The 19,486-nt window shown below is 61.5% G+C and carries 14 protein-coding genes and 1 pseudogene; 12 read left to right on the top strand and 3 right to left on the bottom strand.

Features of this window, described 5'->3' with window-relative positions:
• Nucleotides 1-12 precede the first annotated feature (12 nt).
• The 5 genes from Q8X51_RS03830 (at nucleotide 13) to Q8X51_RS03810 (ending at nucleotide 3,220) form a co-directional block, all read left to right on the top strand.
• Nucleotides 13-594, top strand: coding sequence for a fimbrial protein (locus tag Q8X51_RS03830; RefSeq protein WP_065948889.1), 582 nt, complete (start codon nucleotides 13-15; stop codon nucleotides 592-594).
• A 10-nt stretch (nucleotides 595-604) separates the two neighbouring features.
• Nucleotides 605-1,099 carry a fimbrial protein gene (locus Q8X51_RS03825; protein WP_065926569.1) on the top strand — a complete coding sequence of 165 codons (495 nt, stop codon included), beginning with the start codon at nucleotides 605-607 and terminating at the stop codon, nucleotides 1,097-1,099.
• A gap of 13 nt (nucleotides 1,100-1,112) precedes the next feature.
• Nucleotides 1,113-1,592, top strand: a complete 480-nt coding sequence (locus tag Q8X51_RS03820) for a fimbrial protein (protein ID WP_065926568.1) — start codon at nucleotides 1,113-1,115, stop codon at nucleotides 1,590-1,592.
• Between the two features lie 9 nt (nucleotides 1,593-1,601).
• Nucleotides 1,602-2,150 carry a fimbrial protein gene (locus tag Q8X51_RS03815; protein WP_065926567.1) on the top strand — a complete coding sequence of 183 codons (549 nt, stop codon included), beginning with the start codon at nucleotides 1,602-1,604 and terminating at the stop codon, nucleotides 2,148-2,150.
• A 125-nt stretch (nucleotides 2,151-2,275) separates the two neighbouring features.
• Nucleotides 2,276-3,220 (top strand): fimbrial protein, encoded by a 945-nt coding sequence (locus tag Q8X51_RS03810; RefSeq protein ID WP_407693182.1) that lies wholly within the window; start codon nucleotides 2,276-2,278, stop codon nucleotides 3,218-3,220.
• 3 nt (nucleotides 3,221-3,223) lie between these two features.
• On the opposite strand, the gene Q8X51_RS03805 is transcribed toward Q8X51_RS03810, so the two are convergent.
• Both Q8X51_RS03805 and Q8X51_RS03800 read right to left on the bottom strand, forming a co-directional pair.
• Nucleotides 3,224-3,991 carry a siderophore-interacting protein gene (locus Q8X51_RS03805; RefSeq protein ID WP_065926565.1) on the bottom strand — a complete coding sequence of 256 codons (768 nt, stop codon included), beginning with the start codon at nucleotides 3,989-3,991 and terminating at the stop codon, nucleotides 3,224-3,226.
• On the bottom strand, nucleotides 3,988-4,536 hold the full coding sequence (locus Q8X51_RS03800) for a PadR family transcriptional regulator (protein ID WP_065926564.1): 549 nt from the start codon (nucleotides 4,534-4,536) through the stop codon (nucleotides 3,988-3,990). Before Q8X51_RS03800 ends, Q8X51_RS03805 begins: the two co-directional genes overlap by 4 nt.
• Before the next feature lie 524 nt (nucleotides 4,537-5,060).
• Here Q8X51_RS03800 and Q8X51_RS03795 point away from each other — a divergent pair.
• The 6 genes and pseudogenes from Q8X51_RS03795 to Q8X51_RS03770 all read left to right on the top strand — a co-directional run bounded on the left by Q8X51_RS03795 (nucleotide 5,061) and on the right by Q8X51_RS03770 (nucleotide 11,517).
• Complete coding sequence (locus Q8X51_RS03795; RefSeq protein ID WP_065926563.1) at nucleotides 5,061-5,552, top strand: CS1 type fimbrial major subunit; 492 nt, start codon at nucleotides 5,061-5,063, stop codon at nucleotides 5,550-5,552.
• 125 nt (nucleotides 5,553-5,677) lie between these two features.
• A pseudogene (locus Q8X51_RS03790) lies at nucleotides 5,678-8,202 on the top strand (CS1-pili formation C-terminal domain-containing protein).
• A gap of 26 nt (nucleotides 8,203-8,228) precedes the next feature.
• A complete protein-coding gene (locus Q8X51_RS03785) occupies nucleotides 8,229-9,464 on the top strand; it encodes a hypothetical protein (RefSeq protein ID WP_315871405.1) in 1,236 nt (411 codons plus the stop codon).
• A gap of 12 nt (nucleotides 9,465-9,476) precedes the next feature.
• Entirely contained in the window at nucleotides 9,477-10,223 is a 747-nt protein-coding gene (locus Q8X51_RS03780) for a pilus assembly protein (protein ID WP_065926560.1), read from the top strand.
• Nucleotides 10,223-10,756: a CS1 type fimbrial major subunit gene (locus Q8X51_RS03775; protein WP_407693183.1), complete on the top strand. Its 534-nt coding sequence runs from the start codon at nucleotides 10,223-10,225 to the stop codon at nucleotides 10,754-10,756. Before Q8X51_RS03780 ends, Q8X51_RS03775 begins: the two co-directional genes overlap by 1 nt.
• A 20-nt stretch (nucleotides 10,757-10,776) precedes the next feature.
• A complete protein-coding gene (locus Q8X51_RS03770; protein ID WP_159933172.1) occupies nucleotides 10,777-11,517 on the top strand; it encodes a molecular chaperone in 741 nt (246 codons plus the stop codon).
• Here the strand turns inward: Q8X51_RS03770 and Q8X51_RS03765 are convergent.
• A complete protein-coding gene (locus Q8X51_RS03765) occupies nucleotides 11,507-14,602 on the bottom strand; it encodes a transglycosylase domain-containing protein (RefSeq protein WP_407693184.1) in 3,096 nt (1,031 codons plus the stop codon). The genes Q8X51_RS03770 and Q8X51_RS03765 overlap by 11 nt on opposite strands.
• 178 nt (nucleotides 14,603-14,780) lie before the next feature.
• Here Q8X51_RS03765 and Q8X51_RS03760 point away from each other — a divergent pair, with 178 nt between their 5' ends.
• On the top strand, nucleotides 14,781-19,412 hold the full coding sequence (locus Q8X51_RS03760; RefSeq protein WP_407693185.1) for a hypothetical protein: 4,632 nt from the start codon (nucleotides 14,781-14,783) through the stop codon (nucleotides 19,410-19,412).
• Nucleotides 19,413-19,486 lie beyond the last annotated feature (74 nt).

Genomic DNA, 19,486 nt, shown 5'->3' with positions numbered 1-19,486 from the left:
CGGGAGAGCGTCATGAAGTTGCACAACGTGAAAGTCCTGGGCTGTGTGTTACTGGTCCTGGCAACGCGCGCGGGCGCCGAGGATGACGATGGAATCGATGGCCAGCGTGGCCGGTTGAACGTTTCCGGATCCATGCATGAGTCCCCTTGCACGCTGGAGATGACATCGTTGCATCAAACGGTCGACTTGGGCGCCGTGTCTGCCAGTCAGCTGCAACGACCTGGCGATCAGGCCCCATCGAAGCCGTTTCAACTGCGTTTTCAGGATTGCCAGCGCACCGCAGGCAGTATCCGCAGCGAACGTACCGGGAACCTGGCATGGAGCGCTCACCAACCGGTGTTGTCGGTGACGTTTGTTGCCCCTGCCGATGCCGACGACCCACGACTGGTCAAAGTGCAAGGCATCACCGGGATGGGACTGCGGTTGACCGATGCCCTGGGGCGCGATGTACAGCTGGGCTCCAGGGGCGAACCGTTGTTTCTGAGCGAGGGCAGCACGACCCAGACGTGGAATGTTCAACCCACGCGTACCTCCGCGCCGTTGACCAGCGGAGCGTTTCGGGCCGTGGTGGATTTCAGGCTCAGTTATGAGTAAGGGCAAAACAATGGCTAAGTCAGTCGGCTCGCGGGCCATTCTTATCGTGGGGGGCCTGTTGTGGGCGGTCAGTCAAGGCGCGCAGGCCGAGACCAGCCTGATCATCCGCGCAGTCATCATTGCGCCTCCGCCCTGCGTCATCAATGGCGGCGGTACGCTCAATGTGCCTTTTGGCAATGACCTTCTTACGTCACGGATCGACGGGGTCAACTACCGTCGCAACGTGCCTTACACCGTCACCTGTGACGCCCCGTTCAGTAACGCGATGACTCTCCAGCTCAGGGGGACCGGGGCTTCGTTCGATGGGCGTGTGCTCTCGACCCGCAACCCGGACCTGGGGGTCAAGCTGTCGCTCAATGGCGCTGACTGGGCGCTGAATTCGAGCGTGAATTTTACCTATCCGAACTTTCCCGTGGTGCAGGCGGTGCCTGTCAAGCGCGCGGGCAGCCGGCTGGTGGGAGGCGCATTCGACGCTGCCGCCACCTTCGTGATCGATTACCAGTGATGAGGAGCGCGCAATGACATGCTGGCAGCAGCGAGCCTTGCTCGCTTTGTGTTCCATCGGCCTCTGCCATAGTGCGTCGGCCAACGTAACGTTCAGCGGAACGCTTAACGAGCCCCCGCCCTGCACCATTGATGCGGGCAACAAGATTGAAGTCGACTTTGGGGATGTGGGGGTCAAGCGGGTCGATGGGGTGAAATATCGCCGGGGGGTGGGTTACACCATCAATTGTGGCGTCGACACGCTCCCGTGGGTACTCAAGTTGAGTGTCAACGGTACCCCCACGACGTTCGACGGCGCGGCATTGCAGACCAGTGCACCTGACCTGGGTATTCGGATATTCCAAAACAACCTGCCGTTTCGACTCAATACGCCACTGGACATCACCCTGTCTTCCCCGCCGGTATTGGAAGTCGTGCCGGTCAAACAGCCCGGTGCAACGCTTGCCCCCGCCAGGTTTACCGCGGTGGCGACGTTGTTGGCCGAGTACCAGTAGGAGTTGGATATGGGACATGAAACTGTTCATAGGGCCAGGCTGTACGCCGTGCTGGCGTGCCTGCCGGCCCTCGGCCTGATCTGCGAAGCACACGCGGCGGATAACCTGAATTTCAAGGGCAACCTGGTTGAAGAAGCCTGCACCATCCGCCCGGGTGACGAGGCAATCAGCCTGGAACTCTGGGACCTGACCAGCAAGCACCTCTACATCAATACGCGTTCGGTGGGCAAAGGTTTCAAGCTGCACCTGGAGGACTGCGACACCACCATCGGCGACACGGTGACCATCACGTTCGGCGGCGTAGAAAACCGGGAGCTTCCGGGGTTGCTCGCACTCGATGGTGGAAGCGGCGCCTCCGGTATCGGGATCGGTATAGAGACGCTGGGTAACAAGCCCTTGCCGCTGAATAAAACCAGCGACGAACAGGTACTGAGTAATGGCAGCAATGTCATCGAACTCAAAGCCTACGTGCAAGGGGAGCCGATGGCCATCAGGGACCAGACCATAGGGCACGGCAGCTATACCGCGACCTCTACTTTTACGCTGGATTATCCGTAGTCGTGAGCCGTCATTGACCGGCTGAAAACAGCATTGGACAAACTTCACATCTCTCCTGGGCGGCTTAAGGTACGAACTCCGCGTTCGCAGGCCAACGCCTGGTGGAGGAGCAACGAGAGATCAAAATGAAACGATTCTATGGAGCCATTGCACTGCTCGCCTTGATGGGTGCAACTGCCACCGTGAAGGCCGCAGAGTGCCGTGTGAATGGCGGGCCGTGGGGGTGGTCCCTGCAGGTCCCTGTGACTGTGACCTTGGCGGCGGATCGTACGCGGATCCTGTTGGAAGGCGCCAGGCTGGAATGCCGATACAGCGCCGGGCATGGCCCAAGTTGGGGGGAAGATTACTGGGCAACGGGGAACGGCACTATTACGCCTTGGACCCCTGGCCCCAAGTTTGCAGGCGAAAGGACGGGGCTACGAATTAACGGGGCTTTTCACAACACCCCGATCCCGAACGGTATACGGTTGGCAACGATGCCCAACAATGGGATTGCTTACCCGATCAATGTCACGCCTTTTATTCTGGTACGCAACAGCCCGTCTAATCCGATCAATATTCGAGTAGGAGACAACCTTGGCCGGTTGCATCTCACTGCGACGAACAATTACAGCGCCGAAGTGGCGGAAGTCATCCTCATCTACACCGCCGCCAACAACTTCGACATCTCGCCATCCACCTGCACGATCAACAACAACCCGATCGAGATCAACTTTGGCAACGTACACCAACGGGCGATAGGCACCGATCCGCTGACGACCTCCATCCGCAGCAACCGCCGGCTCACCTATTCATGCCCGGACGGCGGGATTACCACGCCGATCACCATCACCTACAAAGGTACCGCCTCGTCGTTCGACACGCGCCTGCTGCGCATGACCAACCCGGACGTGGGCACGGCCTTGGTTCGTGGCGCAAGCGCGGTTCAAGTCGGTGGTTCATTCCTGACCCAAATCACCAACAGTGTGGGGAGCGACGATGTGACGTTTTCCCTCGTACGGCGTTTCGGTTCACTGCCTGCCGCTGGGGTTGTCAGCGGCAGCGGCGTCCTTGTAATGGGGGTGCCCTGAGGCTTACTCCTCTTCGCTGCCTTCCGCACGCCAGTAACCCACCGCCTTGAGGAACGCCTCATTGACCTTGTGTGTGTCCAGCAGCACCCGGCGGACCTGGCGCGACAGCCTGGTTTCGGTGGCGACAAAGCTGTACAACGAACCGCTCGGCAGCGTCAGTTTCTGCACGGTGTCGAGCAGGTCGTCCTGGCCGCGCACGATCCATTTCACCTCCACATCGGCAGCACTTGCCAGTGCCTGCCGTTCCGCCGCATTGGCGATTTCGATCACCGCCAGCACCTTGCGCCCGGCCGGTAATTCTTCCAGGCGCCGAGCAATGGCCGGGATCGCCGTCTCATCGCCGATCAGCAAATAGCTGTCGAACATATCCGGCACGATCATCGAGCCCCGTGGCCCGCCGATATACAGGTGCTGGCCGACCTTGGCCTGTTCAGCCCAGGTGGAGGCCGGGCCGTCGCCGTGCAGCACGAAGTCGATGTCCAGTTCGCCGATGTCCAGGTCGAAGCGGCGTGGCGTGTAGTCGCGCATCGCCGGCTGCGGGCCGTCGCCCTTGATGTTGAAGGTCGGGCTTTCCAGCGCCGCTTGTTCCGCAGCGTTCTGTGGGAACAGCAGCTTGATGTGATCGTCACTGCCCAGGCTGATAAAGCCCGCCAGTTCCGGGCCGCCCAGGGTGATGCGGCGCATGCGCGGGGTGAGGTCGACTACCCGCAATACTTCAAGGCGGCGGCGTTTGATTTCGTGGGTGACACGGTGGATGGCTTGCGTATTCATTGAGCTGTCCCGTCGGCAATGGCTTGGGCGGCGCCGTTGAGCAGCGCCGCGACACGAACGATTTCTTCCGGGCTCCAGCGCCCGTGGTGCGAATGCAAGGCATGGCGCAGGTTGTGCACGGCCTCGTGGATTTCCGCAGGGCGGTCATGACCGCGCAGCGAGCGTTTGCTCAATTGGATGCGCATGCGCACACCGTCCAGCGCAACCGCCTGTTCGCTTAAGAAGAGACGTCCGGCGTCGGTGATTGTGTAGCGTTTTTTTCCGCCTTCGGCGTCGCCGCTGATCAATTCGCTTTCTTCCAGGAAGGTCAGCGTCGGGTAGATCACCCCTGGGCTTGGGGTGTAGGCGCCGTCAAACAGGCCTTCGATCTGGCGGATCAGGTCGTAGCCGTGGCACGGCTGTTCGGCGATCAGGGCGGGCAGCAGCAGCTTCAGGTCGCCCGGCGCAAAGACGCGCGGGCCACGGCCGCCGCGTTCGCGGACGGGGCGTTTCTCGAAGCCGTCGCGGTCGTCACCGTGGTCTCGGTGGTGATGAGGGTCCCTCATGATCGTTCTCTCCTGTCTAATTAAGATGCAACTTAAGATATATCTTATGAAGAGCGCAAAATCGTCTGACGAACGGTAGCGCAAGCAAATCTGCGCTTGGCGGGTGGTCGGTAGGGGTGAACGGAGCGTGGCACTGCTCGCCTTTAAGTGGGCGAACACATGGCATTTGCATGAATATTAAATACAGTTGTTAGTTGGAGTGTTTGCTCTAGAAGTATGCAGACTCAAGCCCGCTCTAGTCGTGTGGCCGATCTCCTACAGCTTTATGATTTATATAAGTAGTATCAGTGATGTTTGGATGTAATTAGTGGATGACAGTTAGTATTTATAATATTGAATATTAAGGTTTTTTTCTTTCTGGTCGGGTCGAGATTTATTACGCGCTAAAGCGAGGTTGCTGGCATCGTCAAGTGTGATTTCCAAGCACTATTTACCTGCGTCGCAAGACCCGGTTTATTCGTGTTTTGTCGCATTGGGAAAATCGGTTTCCCAACCAACATCTAATGCCACAACAGGTACTTAAAATGCTTAAGAAGACCGCTTTCGTACTGCCGTTTCTCGCACTGGCTTTCAGCACGTCCAGCGTGTTCGCCGCAGGTGAAGCCAGCAGTGTCATCAACATCAAGGCAACGATTCCGACCAAGCAGTTCCACGCGCAGCCACGTGACCCCAACTTCGGTCGTGACGAAACCATGAACTACAACACCGTCACCGGCGAGTTGAGCCAGTTGCGCGCCACCTACGATGTGAAAAACACCGACGGCTCGATCAAGGCTTACATCGAGGGCGGCCCTGCTTCGTTGACCAACGGTAGCGACGCGATCGCACTGACCAACACCTTCAACGGTGTCGTACTGACCGGCTCGCCGCTGGAAGTGGTCGATGATGCCAGCTCCACTCCAGGTACCCAGGCGGACCTGGTAGTGGCCGCTGCCAAACCTGCGGATGGCGTTTCCGGGCTCTTCACCACCAACTACACCATCGTGTTCGACCACGAGCCGCGCGTCACGCCGTGAAGCCAGGCTCGTTGAGCGGTAAGCACCGGCCTGTGGCTCGGTAGTCAAACCGGTCGGCAGTCAGTCTCTGTCTGTCGGTCGGCCGGTTTTCTCGTATTGAAATTCGAAATCAGAGTATTCCGTTCATGTTCCCGATGACTCCCATCGCGGCAGCGCTTGCCTTGTTGTTTTGTGCGAACGCGCTGGCGGCAGGTACTGCCGACGGCACTACACCTCGTAGTCTGCTTTCCCAGGCCAAGGGACTTCCGGCGGACTTTGAAGAGCATTTCTTCGATGTGCCCCTGGCAGTCAAGGTGGATCTGGACCAAGAGTTTGTGTCCGAAGCGATGATCGTATTGACCCGTGATGACGGGCTGACCTTACTCGACTTTACCGACCATGACGGCAGCGTGATCAAGGATGACGAGCGTGACCGCTGGGCCGAGTACCTGAAACAAGGCGTGCCCCTGGGGGCATGCGAAACCAATTGCCCCGACGGGCTCATGGCCGTGCATTACAACCTGGAAAACTCCACGGTTTCCCTGCTGACCGAAAATGCCGAGCGCGACGCCGAGGAGCAGCGCTACTACTTTCTGCCCACCGGCGGCAGCACTGCCTGATCGTGCGCAACCAGATGAACCTCAGCGGTGGCGAAGGGCAGGACCTGGGCGGGCGCTTCGGCATCGATGCCAGCAGCAGCCTGGGCCTGTGGAGCCAGACCCTGAACATGCAGTTCTCGCGTCTCGGCGGGCCGGACGACGATGACCTCAACCACGCCGTGTATGCGCTCTATACCCAGCGTGAACTGCAGGGCAATTTCCTGCGCCTGGGCTATTTCACACCCAATGCCGAAGGCCTGACCCGCCAGTTGCGAACCTTCGGGGCCAGCCCGGACACCGCCGTGGGCGTGATGTATGGCAGTTCCGACAGCCTGATGATCAATAATTCCAAGCCTGCCGTTTACCCGATCTATGTCACCGCCAGCCGCCAGGCAGCGGTGGAGATTTATCGCAATGGCCTGCTGATCAACACCCAGCCGGTCAGCAGCGGCTTGCACAGCCTGGACACGCGGCCGCTGCCCGGTGGCATTTATGAAGTGGAAGTACGCCTGGTGGAGGACGGCCAGATCACCAGCACCACCCAGGAGTTGGTGTACAAGCCCAACAACTGGCGCAACCACGACGAGCGCTGGCGCTACAACCTGTTTGCTGGCCGGGAAAGCAAACTGCTGAGCAACTTTGATGAGCAGAGCAGCGGCAGCCCGACCGCAGGCATCTCGGTGAACTACCTGGCTCACCCCCGTGTGGTGTTGGGGGCGTCCGGTCGCCAGGTCAAGGACAACATGCAATACGGCACCTCGGTCGACTGGACCCTCGCCGACCAGGCCAGCCTGTATGCCAACGTCTACTGGACGGAAAAATACGGCACCGGCCTCGACCTCAACGGCCTGTACAACTACGGCCTGGGAAGCGTCGTGTTCAACCACACGCGCAGTTGGCTAGACACCCGTAACACCTATGAAACCCTGCCGGATGGCACGCGCATTCGCCAGCGCGATGTGTTTGTGGGCCAGACCAGTAACTCATCGATTTCAGTCAACCACCGCTTGAGCAACCTGCGCTCGATCAACGCTCGCCTGTTCTACAGCGAAGGCAACAGTGAAGGCGTCGGCCTGGACCTGGGCTGGACCGAGCGCACCCATATGTTCGGCAACGACGCCAACTGGCGCGTGTCGGTATTTGACCGGCCAGCCACCGCCAGCACGGGCGACCGGCGCAACCGTGGGGTCGACCTGAGCATCAGCCTGGCCCTCGGCGCCCCCGGCGAGCAGTGGTCCGCCAGCATCGGCACGCGTACCTCCCGCGAGGGCACCCGCGACAACAATGCCTCGCTGACCTACCGCAAGGACCTGCAAGACCACATGCTGCAAAGCGTCTCCGCCACGGCGACCACTGACACCTACGGCATCGGTTTGTCCGGCATGGCCAGTTTCGAGAACGAGTTTGTCAGTGGTGATGGCTACGTCCAGCGTTCTTCATTCAACAATGAGCTGGCGGGCGGCCTGAACCTGGACAGCACCTTTGCCCTGGGCCAACAAAAAATGGTGCTCACCAGCCAATACCACGGCACCGGCTCCGGGTTGATCGTGGATGTCGAAACCGACGTCGACGACATCGCCCTGCGCGCCGATGACTTGAGCGGCGGTAGCACGGCCCTGCGCCCTGGTCGAAACTTCATCCCGATCACCGCCTACAAAGGCAGCTCGGTGAGCTTCGACTTCGAAGGCAACCACGCCCCCTCGGCCTCGATTCAACCGCCGCGCACGCGCTACCACCTGAACAAGGGCGGCGTGGAGTACCGCAAGGTCAGCGTGATGCAAACCGTCACCGTGCTCGGGCGCCTGGTGGACCCCCAGGGTAAACCGCTCAAGGGCCTGCATGTGATCAACCACGCCACGCGTGGGGTGAGTGAGGTCGACGGGTTCTTCTCTCTGGAAATGAATGCCAGTTCGCCGACCCTGGAAGTGCGCCGCAACAACCAACTGCTCTGCCAGTTCAGGCTTGATCCTTCCAAGGCGCGCCTTGAAAACAGTGTGCTGATGATCGGGGACTTGCGCTGCACGCCGGATACGTTGGCGGAGTCCACAGTCACCGAACAGATTGCCGGTTGAGCATGAAGATGAGAACACGCACAGTCATGAAAACGCTTCTTTCCCGCGCCACCCAACGCCATGTAGTGGGTACGGCGATGCTCCTGTGTTCCTTCGCGGCGCTGGCCGACGAGGACATCACCGCACGGTTCAGGCCGGACCCCGGCAACCCCATGGTGAACAGGTTCGAGAACACCACGCCGATCAGTTCGATTTGCGCCGCGCACATTCCGGCCCGGTGCAAGGCGTTGAATATCTTCAGCCTGCGCGACACCAACTTCACGGCAGCCGCCATTGCGCCCATCCAGGCCAACCATTCGGACGAGCGCCAAGGCTTCATGGTCAAGGTGCCGTCTGATTGGCGTGACTTGACCGTGACGCATACGGTCACCCAGGAGACCGAGACAGTACAGGTCAGGATCGCCGGCGTCGGATCGCTTTGGTATGTGCCGCGGCCGCCTGGCGTTTCGGCATGGGCACAGCCTGGGGTGAGCTGGCAAAGTCGATGGACGACGGCGCCCGCGCCCTGTCAGAGCACCGGCCACCTTGCTGCCGGCACTTTCTTTGCCTCGTACTTCTGGCTGACACCCGAAGGTGCGGGCCCCTGCAGTCGGCAACCGTCCCAGGACTTGGCGACCCTGCGTTACAACACCATGGAGTATGCCTACGAACTGCGCACTCCCAACCCGTTGGGCATGTCCAGTGGTCACTACACCGGAAGCATTACGTACACCATGGGCCCCGGTGGCGATTACGATTTTGGCGATGTTGTGATCCCCTCGAAAAATGCCCTCACCTTCAATTTCACCTTGAGTGTGGAGCACGACCTGAAAGTCGAGGTGCCGCCGGGAGGCACCCGCATTGAACTGGTACCCCAAGGCGGTTGGCAGGCTTGGCTGAACCAAGGGCGCAAGCCGGCGCGGCTGTTTCGCGACCAGACTTTCAATATTTCCGCTTCGTCGCGTTTCAAGATGCAGTTGGAGTGCGAGCGAGTGATGGGCAATACCTGCGCCTTGAGAAACGCGGCCGACCACCAGGTTCCCGTGAATATCAGTGTCTCCTTGCCCCACGGCCTGAACCGCCCTGACAGCTCTGCCGTCAATCGCCAGCCGCTGTTGTTGAGCGGTGCCGGCACCGAGCAATTCCAGCCGGGGTTCTATGTGAACCGCCGCCCTGGAACCTTGCATTTCGAGGTCGCCAAGGAACATGTCGACGCCATGCTCAGCCAGGGCGGCAGCACCTATTCGGGGCAGGTCACGGTGATCTGGGATTCGGACCTGTAAACGGAGAGCGTTATGTGGATCAAGTATGTGTTGGCCCTGTGGGTGCTCGGCGGCTTGCCGCTGTGGGCACACGCCGGCCCGAGCCTCAACGTCGGGGCGTTCTACGACTACCTGGAAGGCGATAAGAGTACCTACCTCAAGCGGGTCTTCAATGCTGGCGACAGCACCGCCTTTGTACGGATCCAGGTGCAGGAAATCCTCTACAACAATGACGGAACCTCCGAAGAGGTGGCGCTCAAGCCGGCCGCCGACCCCAGCATTCGTGACGGCCTGATGGCCAGCCCGACGCGCTTGATCGTTCCGGCCGAAGGCATGCAGGGCACGCGCCTGTTGTACCTCGGCGAGCGCGAAAAAGAGCGTTATTTCCGCGTGCGCTTCGTGCCGGTGATGCCAGAAAAGGACGACGAGTTTGCGGTTTCGAATGAGGAACGCGAAGCCTACAAAACGTCCTTGTCAGCTGGGGTCACGGTATTGGCAGGGTTCGGCACGGTGTTTTTCGTGAGGCCCAAGGTGACGCGCTTTGCGACGGGCACCGATGACAGTGCCGGGAGCTACCGTCTGCGTAACGACGGCAATAGCGTGGTGGTGATCGATGAGTTCAAGGACTGTTCCACCGCCGCGCCCCAGGACTGCCAGCCCACCACCAAGCACCACATTTTGCCAGGCCGCGCGTTTGACTTTGACAAGCAGGCCGGGCGGACTTACCGCTTCACTCTGATCGAAGGCGGTGACAAAAAACCTTATGAGGTCAAAGGATGATGAGCAGTGAAACAACCCACGTCGGCTGGCGCGGACGGCCGTCGGAGACGCTGTACAAAGGCCTCGCGTGGGCGGTGTTGTTGGTCGCCGTGCTGTTCAGTTCATCGGCGCTGGCGGTTCGCGAAGCGCGGGTGTTCGATGTGTCGGTGACCATCCCGACCTCGGACTTTTACGTACTGCCGATCACCCCAGGGTTCCTGGAGAGTGAGCAACAGATGGTCTGGGACCTGGTGCCGGGTCGCCTGCGTCCGCTGCGCGAACACTTCGACGTGAAGAGTTCGGCGGGCGGGATCAACGCGCGGCTGGGCGCGGTGCCCATGTTGTTCAACGGCGGGCGTACCTATATCGACTTGAGTGTCACGTTCAATGGCCAGGCGCTGAGCCTCGACGACACCCTGGTGGTGCCCCAGGACGAAGCGCGCCAGGGCAAACGTGTGCTGCTGGACATCTCGGCGGTCGAGCCGGCAGATGGGTTTACCCCCGGCGAGTATTACGGCAGCGTCGAGCTGCTGTTCGACGCGGTACGCCCATGACGATTTTTAAAGGAGGGGTTATGAAACGTGTAGCGGCAATGCTGGGCTTGATGGTGTGTTCGTTGAGTGCCCAGGCCGGGCCGAACATCAACATTGGCGACTTTTACGACTATTTGCGTGGCGATAAAAGCACCTACCTCAAGCGTGTCTTCAACGGCGGCACCAAGACTGCCTTCGTCAAGGTCAACGTCACCGAAATGCTCTACAAACCCGACGGCAGCTATGACGAAGTGCCGCTCAAGCTCGAAGCCGACGGCAGCGTGCGCAATGGTCTGGTCGCCAGCCCAGCGCGGCTGATCGTGCCGGCCGATGGCATGCAGAGCACACGTTTTGTATTCATCGGTGAGCGCGATAGCGAGCGCTATTTCCGGGTACGTTACCTGCCAGTGGCGCCCGAGAAAGACGACGGCTTTGGTGTCACCGATGAGGAGCGCAAAGCCTATGAAGAGACCTTGGTGGGCGGTGTGCAGGTGATGGCTGGCTACGGCACCGTGTTCTTCGTGCGGCCCAAGGACAGCCGCTTCGATACGCGGGTCGAAAATGGCGGGCAGCGTTACACCTTGCGCAATGCGGGGAATACGGTGGTTGTGGTGGATGAGTTCAAAGATTGCGCGGCCAATGACCGAACGTCGTGCGCCCCCACCACCAAGAATCATATTTTTCCGGGGCGGGTGTTCAGCTTTGAAAAACAGGCCGGGCGTACTTATCGGTTCTATGTGGTAGAGGGCACTACCCAAAGAATCGTCGAAATCAGTGGCTAGCAGCGGTGCACAAGGTATGGCTGCCCGGTTGCAGATAGGGCATCAGCACCGGCGCCATGCCCTTGAGCACCTGCACCGGCAGCGCTGAGGTAAAGGTGAAATTCTGCGCGCCGCTGCCGGGAACAAAGGCAGTCAGGGTGCCGAAGTGGTGTTCACCGATGTAAAACACAAAGGTCGCGGTGCGGTTGATCGCCTTGGAACTCAGGACCCGCCCACCCGCGCCAATCGCCTCAATGCGGTTATCCCCGGTGCCGGTCTTGCCGCCCATCGCCAAGGGGCTGCCATCGGCCAACTTGAAACTGCCGGAGACACGTTTGGCGGTGCCTGCGTCCACCACTTGCGACAAGGCCCCTCGCAAGGCAGTGGCCACTTCGCTGGGCATCACCCGTTTGCCGCGATTCGGGTCATTGATCAGGCGGGTTTCATAAGGTGTGCCGGCGGCAAAGTGCAGGCTGTCGATGCGCAGGGTCGGTTGGCGCACACCGTCATTGAGGATCGTGCCCACCAGTTCGGCGAGGGCCGCGGGCTTGTCGCCAGAACTGCCGATGGCCGTGGCCAGGGACGGCACCAAGTGATCGAAGGGGTAGCCGACGGCTTTCCAGCGCTGATGAATATCCAGGAACGCTTCGATCTCCAGCATGGTGCGGATGCGGCTGTCGCGGGCGCTTTTGTGCCGGCTCTTGAATAGCCAGCCATAGACTTCCTGGCGTTCATGCTCGCTGGCCGCGACCGCCTGGGTAAAGGTCGCGTCGGGATGGTTGAGCAGGTAACCGAGCAGCCATAGGTCCAGTGGGTGAACCTTGGCGATATAGCCTTGGTCCGGCAGGTCGTAGGCGCCGGGGCCGTAGCTCAGGTAGAGTTTTTGCAGGCGCTCGTCGCTGAGTTTTTCGCTGGTCTTGCTGCCGCTCAGGTGGGAGCGGACGAAACGGTCGAAACTCTCTTGGCTGGCCTGGGGCAGCAGGTAGCGATGCACGGCCGCCAGACGGATGGCGGTGGGGTGCAGGCCGTCGAGGAAGGTGTTGAGCCGGGCCTGGGTGTCCTTGTTGCGGTATTTTTTCCAGAAGCGCAGCAAAAACGTCGTGCCCTCGCGGTCGGCGAACTGGGCCAGGTATTCCTGGCGCCGTGGGTCGCTGTCGTCCTTGAGTAATTGCGCGCTGTTGCCCGGGGCCTGGTAGGTGCTGTAGCGCACCAGGTCGCGCATCAGGCGGATGAAGGGCAGGTTGATCGACTCGCGCAGGGCGTCACGCAGGGTCGGGCTGCGGCCGTTGTCTTCGTTGCGAAAGTTGTGGAAGTGATGCAGGCCGCCACCGGTGAAAAAGCTTTCGCCGGGGCTGGCCGAATATTGCCGATCAAGGGCTGCGTCGAGCATCTTCGGCAGGCTCTGGTCGCTGTTCTGCGCCAGGTAATCCAGGGCCCAGCGGGACAGGCGATCCTGGTCATCGATCTCGATTTTTTTCAGCGCAGCGGGCGGCTGGCCGGCGTATCGATCATGCAACTCGCTGATGATTTGCAGGTAGGTGGTCAGTACCCGCAGCTTGGCGGTGGAGCCCAGTTCCAGCTTGCTGCTTTCGTTGATGTCGAACGGTTGGTCGGTGTTGTCGGTCTGCACCCGTACGCGGGCACCGTCGGGCGTCATCTCATACAGGGTGAAGCTGTAGCGCACTTGGGCGGTGCTGCTGGGCGTCAGCAGGCGCGGGCCGAGTAGCCCCAGTTGGCCGGCGAAGGCCGGGTCTGCCAGGCGTTTGAGGTAGTCGGTGGCCTGGGTTTGCAGGTCGCTGTGCAGGGTGCTGGTGGCGGACAGGTCGAGGCGGTCCAGGTCATACAGCGGCCGGTTGAGCAGGGAACCCAGGCGGCTGCGGGCAACGTTGATGCCTTTGTTGCTTTCGATGGGCTGGACCGTGGGCTGCTGCTGCCAGTCCCGGTAAGTGACCCGGCTGGCGAGTGCGGCTTCGGACAGCCCCGGCTCAATCACCCCGTTCTGCGCCAGCAAACGCAGATGACTGTCGGTCAGTTGCTCCAGGTCGGCACGGCCCTTGGCGAGGTAGTAAGACGGGCGGCGCTGGGCAATCATCAGGGACAACACTTCGCGCAGGGCCAGGCCTTTTTGCTTGAGCGTTTGCGGGTCGTCACTGGCGAGCAGGGCGTTGGTCTGGTTGAAGTCGGCGCCATACCAGACCCGCAGTCCTTCTGCCAGGCCATGCACCTCGCCGTGGCCGGGCACCGCCGACAGCGGCACGCTGTTGAGGTAGTCGCGCACCACATCCTGACGTGCTTGCAGGCTGTCCGGCCCGCCCTGATACGCCCGTACACTGGCGGAAATCATCTGGCGGATTTTCTCACCACCGCTCAGGGTCAGCCCATCGGGTGAGTGGCGGTATTTTTCCAATTGCGTGGCCAGGGTACTGCCACCGGCACTTTGGCCAGGCAGGTGCAGCAAGCGTGCGACCTGCGACCACGCGGCCTTGGCAAAACGTGGCCAATCCACGGCGGGGTTGGCTTGGGGTTGGTCGGGGTCGAGCAGGTCGCGGTTCTCGATAAACAGCAGGCTACTGACGATCACGGGCGGGATGGCGCTGAAACGCGGGTACGCCTGTTGCGGGTAATTGAAGCGGTACACCGGGGCGGCCCGGCAATCGGTAATCGTCAGACCAGCCTGGATTTTCTCGCGGTAGGGAATGAATAGGCCGTGATCGCTGTAGTCGATCAGCGCCGTGGAGAAGCGTGCCTGACGTTCGATCAGGTAGTTGCGTTTGAGCAGGCGCGGCAGGAACTCACCCAGGGCGCTGTAGCCCAGGCGCCGGTCGAACGGACCGTCGCCGGGATAGACAATGGCGTCGCTGGCACCGGGTTGTACCGTATAGCTCAACGCGTGGGCGAGACGGCTTGACTCTCGGGCTTGCCAGTGGGCCGTGCGCATTTCCCGATGGGCGGCAAACCCCAGCGCGATCAGGCCGATCAGCAGCAGTAACCAGACCATTCGCCACGCATACCGCCGCTTGCGGGGGCTTTGCGGCAATGGCTGTTCATCCAGGCTGTCGGCGGGGCCAGCAGCCTTGGGTGAATCGGTTTGCCATAAAGCGCCCATAGTCGATTGATCCATTCACGCAGATTGATCGGACTTGATTCAAGCGTAGACGTTGATTGAGGCAGACAAGGGATTTGTCGCAAACCCCTAGCGGGCTACCGCAGGTGCGTGGAAGGCAAGCCATAGCCTGCGAGGTCAATCGGACCGATTTCCGGTGTCCGTTACCAGGAGCTCCCTCATGTCTCAAACCCCCCCTGTGCCCACGTTGCGGCGTGCGCGCATCGAGCGGATCGTCAATACGTTTTCCTCTGTGCCGAGCTTGCGTACGGTAGCGCAGGCCCAGATCCAGGCGGCACTGGATCGGCAGTACCCTTCCTTGCACTATGCCGCCGCACACCTCGCCATTGGCATACCGGTAGGTCAGGGTTATCGCTACAGTGCGCTGGCCGACGAAGTGCTGGCGCGCCTGGCCCGTGCGCGACCGGTTCGGTATGTCGAAGACTTTCACCAGGTGATGCAGCATCAACGGGAGGTCTACGTGCAGGGCGGGCCGGGGCTGGTCGATCTGGAACGGCTGGTCAACCACGCGGGAGGCGAGTTGTTGGATGCCTGGCTCGCACGTTTGCGGGATTGGTGGGGGGCGCCGCGAGGGGAGGGGACGAGCCGCTGGGCTGAGTTGTCCGATGAATTACTGGGGTTGCTGTATGAATGCCAGATGCCTGCGGGCATGAGTGCAGAGCACTTTTCACGGCTGTTTCCACGTCAGGCGCTGCACCCCAGCCGACCTGATCGTACGTGGCGTTCGCAGGGTGAGACGTTAACGGTACGTACGCTGTCGGTGCGCCGTGGCCAGAGCAAGCAACCCCCTGACATGGTGCCGGTATTGATCCTTGATCACCGGCTGCTGGGGGCCGAACTGCGCACGCTGCTCGTGTTCAGTCCCGCCACGGGGATTCATCCGTTGCAACAGTTGGAGGATATCGAACCCCTGATCCCCGGGTTCGTGAGCGCCTCGCTGGCACACGGGGCCGTGGAGTGGTTTGTCGAGGAACTACCCGGCGACCCGTTCGATGCGTTGGCGGCCTGCTTTGCCCAACAGCAGAGCGCCGAAGTCATGGCAATCGACCGCTCAGTATCACGTACGCCCGAGCAGTGCCAGGCAATGCTGGACTACGTGACTGACCCCCATCGTTGGTTCGAGTCGGCCCTCACACCTGAACAGCAACGCTTGCAAGATCGATTACCGCTCTGGCTCATCCATGCTTCGCCGGACGACAGCCTGGCCTATGCTCGCCTGCTACAGGGGCTGGTCGCTGCGCAAACAGCGGCGGCGGGGCACACCTTTCTCGACGGTATCGTGCCGATTCGCACGTTCACCGCCCAGGCCCTGACGCACTGCCTGGAGAAGGAGCCCCGCGCCAAGGCGATCAGCCCGGATCACATTGAACTGACCTACAGCCTTGTCACGGCGGTGATGTTGCCAGGCGGTTTTACCAGTGGTGATGCCCACCGGGTGACACTCACGCTGACGGAGCTGGCCCTGGAAAACCTCGGCGGTTTCCCCCATGCGCCGTCCCAGATAAAACTCAACGGCGACGTGGCGCCCGCTTGGTTGAGCGCCTCTTTGTTGACCGGCTGCGTGACCGAGACGGACGTCGGCCAGGCGTACCCCGACCTGTTGCGCAAAAAACTGATCGACGACCCGATTGAATCGGCCCGCCGCGAGAAGCTGTTCAGTCGGCAACTGCGGGCGCAACTGCCGCTGCTGGCGCTGGAGCTGAAGCTCAAACGCGAGGGCGGCTTGAGCCAGGCCGGTTACCGGTTGGTGGAGGCGGCCGTCCAGGCCAGTGCGGATGGACGCGCGGCGGGTATGTGGTCGCTGGCATTCAAGGCCACGCCAGCTGCGACGGCGGACGAGGTGGTCGGTTTTTACGTGATCGGCCCACGTGACACCGAGCACGGGCCGCATCTGTTGTACCGGCCGTTGTCGACCCCAAGCCTGCGTGAGTTCGAGTCGCAGCAGGCGTTGTTGGAGGCCATCAAGACGCCAGGGGAATTGCACGACAGTGTCCTCGCCTGGATGGCCCCTGCCCGCCAGCCGGTGTATGCCAACGGTGGTTTCCAGGAACCGCATGTCGCGCACTTTCTGGCCGGTGATGAGTTCAGCGTGCCGGATCGGCCAGCGCCGGCACAGCTCAGTAAGCGGCTGGAGGAAGGCGACCCGTTGCCTGGCCTGTTTGTCTCGACTGCCCAGGCGTTGGTCAGCCTGGCCCAGGCTCAGTCGGTGTCCAATGCTCAGCAACGCTGGCGGACGTTAAAGGCCGGCGGTTGGTTGCTGTTCAATACACTGCTGCCGTTTGTCCGGGGGCCGGCACTGCTGGCGGGCTGGATGGTGCAGGTGATGGACAGTGTCCAACGGGATGTGGCGGCATTGGCCAGTAACGACTCGGTCATGCAGACCCAGGGTGTGATAGACCTGTTGACCAATCTGGTGATGATCCTGGCCCATCGGGCCTCGCCTCATGAGTGGCCGGCGATGCTGGACCAGCAAGCCTCAACGTTTGCTTCGCCAGCGTCGATGCAGCGTCCGCCCGCAGTGATACCTGGCCCTGCCACCGTGCAATTGCAGCCTCCCTTCAGTTGGAGTAATTCGCGCGATACGCTCACACCGTCCTTGCGCGCCCGGCTGGAGGGTATGAGTCTTAAGGCCTTGCCCCAACCTTGGCCATCACGGCTGCCAGGCGCACAGGCTTCGGGGATACACGAAGGCTTGCTACTGGATACGGCGTCGACCCCGGTCCACTGGCAGGCGTTGGTGCGCGGTCATGTGTACCGCGTGCAAGTGGCCCGTGACCGCGTGCGAGTGGTCAGCGCCGACGGTAGCGCGAACGGGCCGTGGCTCAAGTCGCTGGGGGGCGGTGCATGGGATGTGGACTTGGGCTTGCGCCTGCGCGGCGGGCAATCGGATACCCCGACCGGCCTGGTTGACAGTGAGTCACGCCGTCAGCAACTGGAGCAGGATTACCGCCAATCCACCGAGCGCCGGGAAACCGCAGACCGTGCCCTGACCACGGCCCGCATGCTTAGAGACAGTGAGGATACGCGCGTCACCGAACAGCATCGCGCCACGGCGGGCGCTCGCTATGTGCAGGAGCTTCAGAACAAACTCGAGGCCTCATTGCTTGAGCTGGAGTGCCTCAGGGCGCTGCAGGTCATCAGGCGCCGACCCGGTTATGCGAGAGAGTTGTCCACGTTGCTGGAAGGGACGGCGCTCACGTTGCAGCTATTGCTCCAGCACGCCCGCCAACAGACCGTCGCGATCCACCGCAGGTTGGTGCCGCTGCTGGAGCTGGTGCAATCGCTGAGCGCGCAGGAGGCACTTTTGGATATCTATCAGCAGCCCCACCGGCAGATCATGGAGGGGCTGCGGCAGTTGGCCGACAGTAATGAGCAAGCCATTGACTGGCGCGGCCTGCAACTGGGTTTGCTGGATGAACTGAGTCAGGTGCCCAAGTATGGGCGGGACAAGGCCCAAGCCTTGCGCGAGAGCGAGTTGTCCGCGCCGACGGTGCTCGAACTGCAATCGCTGCAGGTCACCGCCTTGTGGGCCGTGGCGATCAATACCGAAGGGCCGACGCTGGAGGAAGGTTTTTTTCAAAGCCTGGACGACACCATTCACCGCGCCCGTTGGGCCAGTGGCTCGCAGGCGCACTTGGACGAGCTGGCGCCGCAAAGTGCGGAGCTGCGTACCGAGTTGCTGGAGAGTTTCGACCGTGTCTACGCCTTGAGCGATGATCGGATTGAGTTCTGGCGCGCTATGGCCCCGGAGCGATTCGATCTCAAGTACCTGGAGAAGCTGCAACAGTTGCTCGCGCAATTGCACAAGGAGGTTCAGCGTGAGCTGGCAGCGGTGCTGGTTCCGACAGCCGCCGCGACGCCTGCTGTGGGACGTGCGCGGGTTCGGCAGAAAAAAATCATTCGCGTGCGCAACCAGGACATGTACGTCGCCCAGGTCAAAGTGACAACCGGCGAGCATCCCCAGGAAGTGGCCGAAGTCACGGATGCCCAGGACGCGGTGATCGCCACGTTTACCCAGGCCGACGATGGCATTTGGGAGCCGGTCAAGGCACCCGCCCCGGCGCTTCCTGGGCCGCTGCCCAACCTGGGCCGGCTGGTCGAACAGGGGCAGGCGTTACGCGCACCGGTGGAAAAGGCCATCGCCGAGGTACTCAAAATGGCCAGTCGGGCCAATGAGCCTCAGTCGTTGCAGGACCTGCTGGAGCAGCGCGCCGACAAGTTGCGCCAGTGCGCCGAGGCGATCCAGCAGCGGTTGCTGCACAGCGTGCCGGAGCGCCTGGCCGCGACGCAGCGTGCCCGGGCCACAACCGAGGCCGATGAGTTGCGCGCGGCCGCCAGCCGCTTGTCCGAGCAAGGTTTGCAGGCACGCCTGGCTGCAATCAAGGCGCGCCTGCCGACCCAGGCCGGGGTGGAGGTGCTGGTCAGTCATCACGAAGCGCGCATCTTTCGCCAGGGGGCGCGGGTCGAACTCGCCGGACGGTCCAATGACTGGTTGCAAGCGTACGTGGTGATGGACGCGCAAACGCGTCAGGCCCTGTGCTACGGGCATTTTCACTACGAACGGCCGACCGGGCCGGACGACCATTTCACCGCTGCGCACCTCAAGACACCCGCGCAACATCGAATGGGCAAACAGTCCCAGGCCCAGGCCCGTGCCCAGGCATTCGCCAGCATGCAGGCGGGGCAAAGCGGGCGTGTGACGCAAACTCTGGAGATCCATCGGGGCGAAATCAACCTCAGGATGGCGCGCAGGTTGTTTTTCGATGCGCCGCAGTGGACCGGCGACTGGTGATCGATACGGACCCTCGGGCTAGAGCGCTCCAGCTCCGGTAAATACGACCAGGGCAGGGGCATGACGGTGCACCG

Source organism: Pseudomonas sp. Yb2C2, from assembly GCF_052112325.1.
GTDB lineage: Bacteria > Pseudomonadota > Gammaproteobacteria > Pseudomonadales > Pseudomonadaceae > Aquipseudomonas > Aquipseudomonas marginalis.
The sequence above is the reverse complement of the archived record's forward strand: the minus strand, read 5'-3'. Positions and strand labels throughout refer to the sequence as shown.

Excerpts from the sequence above, each read along its gene's own strand:
- Q8X51_RS03830 (WP_065948889.1), top strand. The coding sequence starts at position 13 with ATGAAGTTGCACAACGTGAAAGTCCTGGGCTGTGTGTTACTGGTCCTG.
- Q8X51_RS03825 (WP_065926569.1), top strand. The coding sequence starts at position 605 with ATGGCTAAGTCAGTCGGCTCGCGGGCCATTCTTATCGTGGGGGGCCTG.
- Q8X51_RS03820 (WP_065926568.1), top strand. The coding sequence starts at position 1,113 with ATGACATGCTGGCAGCAGCGAGCCTTGCTCGCTTTGTGTTCCATCGGC.
- Q8X51_RS03815 (WP_065926567.1), top strand. The coding sequence starts at position 1,602 with ATGGGACATGAAACTGTTCATAGGGCCAGGCTGTACGCCGTGCTGGCG.
- Q8X51_RS03810 (WP_407693182.1), top strand. The coding sequence starts at position 2,276 with ATGAAACGATTCTATGGAGCCATTGCACTGCTCGCCTTGATGGGTGCA.
- Q8X51_RS03805 (WP_065926565.1), bottom strand. The coding sequence starts at position 3,991 with ATGAATACGCAAGCCATCCACCGTGTCACCCACGAAATCAAACGCCGC.
- Q8X51_RS03800 (WP_065926564.1), bottom strand. The coding sequence starts at position 4,536 with ATGAGGGACCCTCATCACCACCGAGACCACGGTGACGACCGCGACGGC.
- Q8X51_RS03795 (WP_065926563.1), top strand. The coding sequence starts at position 5,061 with ATGCTTAAGAAGACCGCTTTCGTACTGCCGTTTCTCGCACTGGCTTTC.
- Q8X51_RS03785 (WP_315871405.1), top strand. The coding sequence starts at position 8,229 with ATGAAAACGCTTCTTTCCCGCGCCACCCAACGCCATGTAGTGGGTACG.
- Q8X51_RS03780 (WP_065926560.1), top strand. The coding sequence starts at position 9,477 with ATGTGGATCAAGTATGTGTTGGCCCTGTGGGTGCTCGGCGGCTTGCCG.
- Q8X51_RS03775 (WP_407693183.1), top strand. The coding sequence starts at position 10,223 with ATGAGCAGTGAAACAACCCACGTCGGCTGGCGCGGACGGCCGTCGGAG.
- Q8X51_RS03770 (WP_159933172.1), top strand. The coding sequence starts at position 10,777 with ATGAAACGTGTAGCGGCAATGCTGGGCTTGATGGTGTGTTCGTTGAGT.
- Q8X51_RS03765 (WP_407693184.1), bottom strand. The coding sequence starts at position 14,602 with ATGGGCGCTTTATGGCAAACCGATTCACCCAAGGCTGCTGGCCCCGCC.
- Q8X51_RS03760 (WP_407693185.1), top strand. The coding sequence starts at position 14,781 with ATGTCTCAAACCCCCCCTGTGCCCACGTTGCGGCGTGCGCGCATCGAG.